A 6,371-nucleotide genomic window follows, 5' to 3' on the forward strand; every position below is an offset into this window, starting at 1 on the left:
AGGGGCGCGGGGAACTGCGCGACCAGCCCCCACCGGCCCGCAGCCAAAGAACCACCTACACCGCCGAGCGGCTAGCGAGCAAGCAACAACGCCTCCCCACCCACCACCACAAACCCCGCCGCCAGGAACGCCCGCACACTGCGGGCGTTCCCCGGCGCCATCTGCGCCCACACCGGCTCCCCACCCCCAAGCTGCCGCGCGGCGAACGCCAGGGCCCGCCCCAGCCCCCGGTGCCGTACCGGCTCCGTCACCTCCACCGCGGCCTCCAGCCGGCCCGCGACCCCGCGCCCGAGGATGAGCAGACCGCCGTCGGCCGCCCACACCCGGACGTCGTCGCGGTGCCGGTGGGCCCGGGCGACCCGGTGATGACCGGGATCGTCGATCTCCGTCAGGGCGAGCTGCGGCTCACCCGGGACCGGGGAGGCGACCGTGAGCAGGTCGACCGTCTCGTTCGAGCGGCCCGTGCGGTCCATGAGGGCGGTAAGGAAACGCGGGTTCATCGGCGCGGACAGCGCGTCGCTGTCGACACCGGCCAGGGTCCGCCGTACCCGCCCCCAGAGGGGGGACCCCCAGGGTCCTCGTCCGTGAAGACGACCGCGTGGGCGGTGAAGGCGAGCACCCCGGCGTCGCGGTGGGCGGCCTGGGGGACGATGGTCGTCCGCCCGTCGGCGGGCGGGAAGGTCCCCCGCGCCACCGCGTCGAGAATGTCCCTCAGCGATTCCGATTCCCCCACAGTGCTTCTCCCGGCCCCTTGATCGACGACGGCACCGGACATCTCACCATCGGCGAGCCGGCCCGGGCCACCGCACTGACCCGACGGACCGTCCGCCACTGGTCCGACGAGGGCGCCCTGCCGCCCGTGCCCCGGTCGTCGGGCGGTTACCGGCTGTACGACGCCGGCTCCGTGGCCCGCCGCCGCGCACCGTGCGGAGTTCGCCTGGGTGGCCGCGGCGCTGCGTGCTCGCGTGGCCAGCTAATCTGACCCCGTCAGCAGTACGTACATGAAGGGGCGGGTCCCGGTGGCGGACATCGAGGAAGCACGCAAGCAGTTCGAGCGGATCGACGCGAACGGTGACGGTGTCATCACGGCCGCCGAGTTCAAGTCCGCCCTGGCGCAGGGGGGCGACTGGAACGTCACCGACTCCGTGGCCGAGGCCATCATCGCCTCCCGCGACCTCGACGGGGACAAGCTCCTGTCGTTCGACGAGTTCTGGACGCACCTGAACAAGTAGGGCCGACAGGTACGGCCGACAGGTACGGCCGTACAAGCAGGGCCGAGTCGAGCCGATCGGTGTGTGCAGCGGGCGTCCGCCGGATATCCGGCGGACGCCCGCTCACGTCCGTGCGAGCGCGCGGGCCACGAACGTGTCCAGGACGCCCGCGCCGACCTCCACCTCACGGGTACGTCCCTGCCAGTCGACGACCGTGTGACCCCGGGCGGCCTCCCGCAGTGCCCGAACCTCGGCGGGCCTGCCCCCGCCCTCGTGGACGGCCATCGCGCCCAGCGCGGCCCGCGCCCAGTCGCCCGCGCAGGCCAGCCAGGGCGACGCCGAGAGGTGGAACGCGGCGGGGACCCGGGCGGATGCCTCCGCCAGTGCCGTCAGGCGGGCGCGGAGGGCTTTTCCGGCGCCGGCGTCACCCCGCCAGTACGCTGCCGTCAGGGCCGCCAGTTCGGGAGCCTGTACGGCGTCCACCCGTGAGGCGCGGTTGACGTCGGCGAAGGCGCGCAGGGCGGTGAGGGCGCGGGGGTCCCCGGCGGCCAGGGTGGCGAGACCCGCGTCGAGGGCGGCCCCGGGGCGGTACTCCGCCGGGTTCCAGGTGTAGGCCGCCAGGGAGAACAGGGCCGGGGCGGAGGCGGTGGCCTGGTTCATCGGGTTGGCGGTGAGGCCGGCGACCGCGCCCGGCAGTGTGCGGTCGCGGCCCTCGTAGGGGCCCAGCAGGAGATGGCCCGGGGTGTAGTCGTTGACCGGGTAGTTGTCCCAGACCAGCACCGGATGCCCGTACGCGGCGCGGGCCGCGCGGGCCTGGGCGGTGCGCAGCGCGGGGGACACGACCCGGGTTCCCGTCCACATGACGGTGACGGCCGGGTCGAGCCGCGCGGCGAGGCTCCGCTTGTACGCGCTCGGCCGGGACCCCGCGTACTCCGTGGGCACGGTGATCAGGGGCGCCGCGCCCCGGCGCGTGCCGCCGAACTCCCGCTGGACCCGGTTGAGGAGAGCGGCCTGGGCGCGTGCGACGGCCGCCGTGCCGGTGCCGTACGCCGACTGGTCCCGGGCGCAGTTCCAGCGGCTGATGTCGATGTCGTCGAGGGGCACGGCGAACGCGCGCACCCCGGTGTCCCACAGTTGCCGGAACTTGCCGATGAGGGCGGCGGTGTCGGCGGGGGAGGAGTAGCAGACGGAGGGGCCGGGGGAGAGGGCGTAGACGAAGGTGATGTGGTTGGTGGTGGCCCGCCGGACCAAGGTGCCCAGGGTGGTCAGGCGGGCGGTGGGGTACGGGTCGCGCCAGCGGGCGCGCAGATACGGGTCGTCCTTGGGCGTGTAGATGTACGTGTTCAGCTTCCAGCGGGCCGCGAAGTCCAGCATGTCCAGGCGCTGCCGCTGCGTCCAGGGGGTGCCGTAGAAGCCCTCGACGATGCCCCGGGTGCCGGTCGCGGGCCAGTCGCGGATGTGTACGGCGGGCAGGGTGGCGCGCGGTGCCCGGGAGCCCACGGGACGCACCAACTGGGCCAGTGTCTGGGCCGCGTGGAAGGCGCCGGCCGGGTCGGCGCCGGCGAGCACGATCCGGGGGCGGGCCTTGGCGTCGGTGCCGGCCGTGAGGGTGTAGCCGCCGGGTGGGAGTTGCTGCTTCGGTGGCTCGACTCCCAGTGCGCGCAGGGTGATTGACGCTTCGTCGGATGGCCGCGGGGTCTCGGAGGCGATGACGAGCAGCAGTTCGTCGCGCTGCGGGCTGTCGCCGTAGCGCACCTGGTGGACGCCTGCCTCGCGGAGGGTACGGGTGACGGTGTCCAGGGTGGCCTCGTCCGTACCGGAGTCGGAGCGCAGGGCCACCGTTCCGCTGATCCGCACGGTGCCCCGGCCGGGGCGCACGCTTCGGGGGGTGGGCCACAACACGGGTACGGAAGGGGGTGGTTGGGCCGCGCTGTCGTTCTTTCCGTCGCCCGGGGCCGGCGGGGCGGTCGTGGATGACCGGATGGCTCCCGTCGCACCGGGCTCGCGGTTGCCGGGAGCGGGTGGTCCGTCGGGGCCGTCGGTGAGGAAGGTGGCCAGCAGCAGGCCCACCACGGCCAGCGCGGCGCCGAGCAACAGCCCCTGAGGGGCGGGCAATTGACGCACAGAGTCTCCCTCGGCCGACCCGCTGTCCCGTCCCGTCCGTCAGTCCGTGCCGATCCTTTCCCTACCCCGTCCGGGTGAAGGTTATGACGGAACGCCAGATACCGCCCGAGGCCTCCATAACGGGTCAAGCGCCCTCTTACCTGTTTGTGTGTCGTGATGTCGGAAAAGATGCCGATGTGCCAAATCGGCCACGCTGTGCGCCAGTTGGCGTAGACACTGCTGGGGAACGGCCCTTGCATGGAAGGGCCGGGGCGTTGGTGTGCCCCGGCCCGGAGCACAGGAGGACGGACATGCTGGCGCCCGACCCCTTCAGCTACTGGATCGTGCTGCTCGACATCGAGGACTTCAGTCTGCGCCCGGAGAACGCCCAGGCCACCCTGCACCGAGAGCTCTACGAGGTGGTCGCGTTCGCGCTGGCGAGAGCGGGCCTGGAACTCGCCGACTGCCCCGCCCAGGACCGCGGTGACGGGATGCTGATCCTGGTCCCCGTGCACACCAGCCCGACCCGGCTGCTGAGGGAACTCCAGCGTGGCCTGGACGACGCGCTGCTGGCGCACCGGGGCAAGTACAACGAGGACCACCGGATGCGGCTGCGGGTCGGCCTCAACCAGGGGCTGGTGATCCGCGAGGACGAGTGCTGGACCGGCACGGCCATCAACGACCTGGCCCGGCTGGTCGACGCGGCCCCCGTCAAGCGGGTGCTCGCCGAGGCACGGCGGGCCCGGCTCGTCGTCGTGATCTCGGACAGCGTCCACACATCGGTCGTGCTGGGCGGCTACCCGGGCATCGACCCGGCGGCCTTTCTGCCCGCCGACTTCGTCACCAAGCACGGCGAATCGCGCCGCGGCTGGGTCACCGTCCCCGGCTACGCGGCACCACCAGGACTTCCCGCGGATCCGGGGGAGCCGCCCGGCGGGGCGGCCGGGGGAGACCCGGCGCCGGGCGGTGGAGCGGGAGGAGCAGGCGGCGGAACCGGTGAGGGGAGCCCGGTTCCGCCGCCCACGCTCACCTTCGGAGACGTGACACACAGCCAGATCGCCATCGGCGAGGGCGCCAAGGCCGTCGGCCGGGACGAGATCGCGGGCAACGTCTACTACATCAACATGCCCGTGGACGAGTCGTGAGCACGCCCGGCGCTCCGGCGCCCGGGCCCGCGCCCGCCGCGGCTCCCGCGCCCCCGGCCGCGCCGTCCCCCGCCGGTCCGGCGCCCGCCGCCGGGTCCGCGCCATCGCCCGACGGCGCAGGCGGATCCCCGGCGGGCGGTGACGGCCAGGGCGGTTCGCCGGGCGGTGACGGCGGGGCGCAGCCGGGGGACCCGGGCGGCGGCGGTGACAACGTCGGCGCCGGTTCGCGGGCCCGGGGCGCCACCAACCGCACCGGGCAGGGCAGTCTGCGCGCCGGGACCTTACGCGAGGCGTGGACCCACATCGGCGGGGACCGGGTCCACGGCGACAAGATCGTCGTGCAGGTGGCGGCCGGTGAACGGGACGTCGTCATGCGGGCCCTGTCCCCGGCCACCGTCGAGACCGTCCGGCACGCCTTCCAGGCACCGCCCCGCTGGGACGACGTACTGGCCGACGCCTGGCAGCGCCGGTCGGTCGTGCTGCGGGGGCCCGGCGGGGCGGGCAAGACCGCCGCCGGGGTACGGCTGCTGATCGCCGCCCAGGTGAAGGCCTGGTACCTGCTGGACTCCGTCGCCGAACTGGGCCGCCTCACCGATCTGCGCCAACTCGGCAGCGGGGCAGGCCTGTTGCTGGACCGGCCGCCCGACCTGGACGAACTCAGCGGCTCCCTGCTCCAGGGCCTTGAGGAACTGCTGCGCCGCGCGGACGCCCGGCTCGTCCTGATCGCCGGACCCGAGGCCGAACTCGGGCGCGGAGCCGGGGAGTACGTACGGCGCATCGACCGCCCCGGCGCCCTGGACACCGTACTGTCGGCCCATCTCGCGCATCTGCTGGGTGAGTTGGAAGCTGAACGCGCGCTCGCCGCCGACGGGGTCGGGGACCTCACCGCCGAACTCCTCGACGACAGCGCCGCCTGCCGGGACGCCGCCCGCCTCGCCGAGGTACTGGCGCACGAGCACAAGGCCGGGGCCATCGACACCGACCATGTGCGCAGCCGGATGGACCGGGCCGGCGGCGAGTCGCCCGAGGAGTGGTTCGAGGGGCTCGGCGACACCGTGCTGCGCACCCAGGCCGTCGCCCTCGCCGTCCTCGGCGGGCTCCCCCAGGAGGACGTGGCACTCGGCGCGACCCTGCTCCTGGAATGGTTCCGCAGCGAGCGCGGCATCCTCACCACCAGCGTCGACCAGGGTCCCGTACCCCTGCGGCACGACCCCTTCGCGCAGTCCAGGCGGCTGCTCGCCGAGAAGCTGCGCGCCCGGACCGTCGGCGCGGTCACCCGGGGCGGCCTCGGACGGCTGCCGTGCACGGTCGCCGAGTACCGCGACCCCGCCTACCCGCCCCGGATCATCCGGCACGTCTGGTCCGAGTACCGCATCCAGCGTGAACTCGTCGGCTGGCTCGCGGAGTTGGTCGACTCGCCCACCCAGCAGGTGCGCAGCTTCGCCGGGACCGCCCTCGGGCTGGTCGCCGCCGAGGCCTTCGAGTACGTCGCCAACCAGGTCTTCGCCGGGTGGGCCCTGGACGAGGACAGCGGCGCCGACCTCACCGCCGCCGTCGCCGCGCTCACCCGGCTCGGCACCGTCGACAACATCCAGGTCGCCATCGCCATCGGCGACAGCTTCGCCGACCTGCTGGAGGAGGACCTCGCCGCGCACGCCCTCGTGGTGCTGCGCGCGGTCGCCGAGATGGCGCACACCCCCGAGAGCCGGGCCTGCGGCCACCTCGTCTTCCTGATCCTCGCCGACACCCTCCTCTCCGAGGACCCCCCGGCCCCCGGCATCGCCCCGCGCACCTGCCCCACCCTGCTGCGGCTCGCCGGACAGGACCCGCCCGGCGGTGAACTAGGGCGGCTGCTCGGCTACTTGTGGGCCGAGGTGATCGGCGGCGAACTCTTCGGCGAGGAGGCCGAGAG

Annotated in this window: 3 protein-coding genes and 3 pseudogenes; 4 read left to right on the top strand and 2 right to left on the bottom strand. The window is 74.0% G+C overall.

Features of this window, described 5'->3' with window-relative positions:
• Positions 1-71 precede the first annotated feature (71 nt).
• Positions 72-775 (bottom strand): annotated as a pseudogene (locus AOK08_RS40085) (GNAT family N-acetyltransferase).
• On the opposite strand from AOK08_RS40085, the pseudogene AOK08_RS44230 reads away from it, so the two are divergent.
• Positions 752-913: pseudogene (locus AOK08_RS44230) on the top strand (MerR family DNA-binding transcriptional regulator); the annotation flags it as partial. The pseudogenes AOK08_RS40085 and AOK08_RS44230 overlap by 24 nt on opposite strands.
• 106 nt (positions 914-1,019) lie before the next feature.
• Complete coding sequence (locus tag AOK08_RS40090; protein WP_055535266.1) at positions 1,020-1,232, top strand: EF-hand domain-containing protein; 213 nt, start codon at positions 1,020-1,022, stop codon at positions 1,230-1,232.
• Positions 1,233-1,334: 102 nt separating this feature from the next.
• Here AOK08_RS40090 and AOK08_RS40095 read toward each other — a convergent pair whose 3' ends face one another.
• On the bottom strand, positions 1,335-3,335 hold the full coding sequence (locus AOK08_RS40095) for a beta-N-acetylglucosaminidase domain-containing protein (RefSeq protein WP_079054564.1): 2,001 nt from the start codon (positions 3,333-3,335) through the stop codon (positions 1,335-1,337).
• 290 nt (positions 3,336-3,625) lie between these two features.
• Here AOK08_RS40095 and AOK08_RS40100 point away from each other — a divergent pair, with 290 nt between their 5' ends.
• The gene (locus tag AOK08_RS40100; RefSeq protein WP_055535268.1) at positions 3,626-4,459 is read left to right on the top strand and encodes a hypothetical protein; all 834 of its coding nucleotides are present in this window, start codon (positions 3,626-3,628) and stop codon (positions 4,457-4,459) included.
• Positions 4,456-6,371, top strand: a pseudogene (locus AOK08_RS40105) (hypothetical protein); the annotation flags it as partial. The gene AOK08_RS40100 and the pseudogene AOK08_RS40105, both read left to right, overlap by 4 nt.

Origin of the sequence: Streptomyces graminilatus (genome assembly GCF_001418565.1) — a bacterium.
Lineage (GTDB): Bacteria > Actinomycetota > Actinomycetes > Streptomycetales > Streptomycetaceae > Streptomyces > Streptomyces graminilatus.

Excerpts from the sequence above, each read along its gene's own strand:
- AOK08_RS40100 (WP_055535268.1), top strand. The coding sequence starts at position 3,626 with ATGCTGGCGCCCGACCCCTTCAGCTACTGGATCGTGCTGCTCGACATC.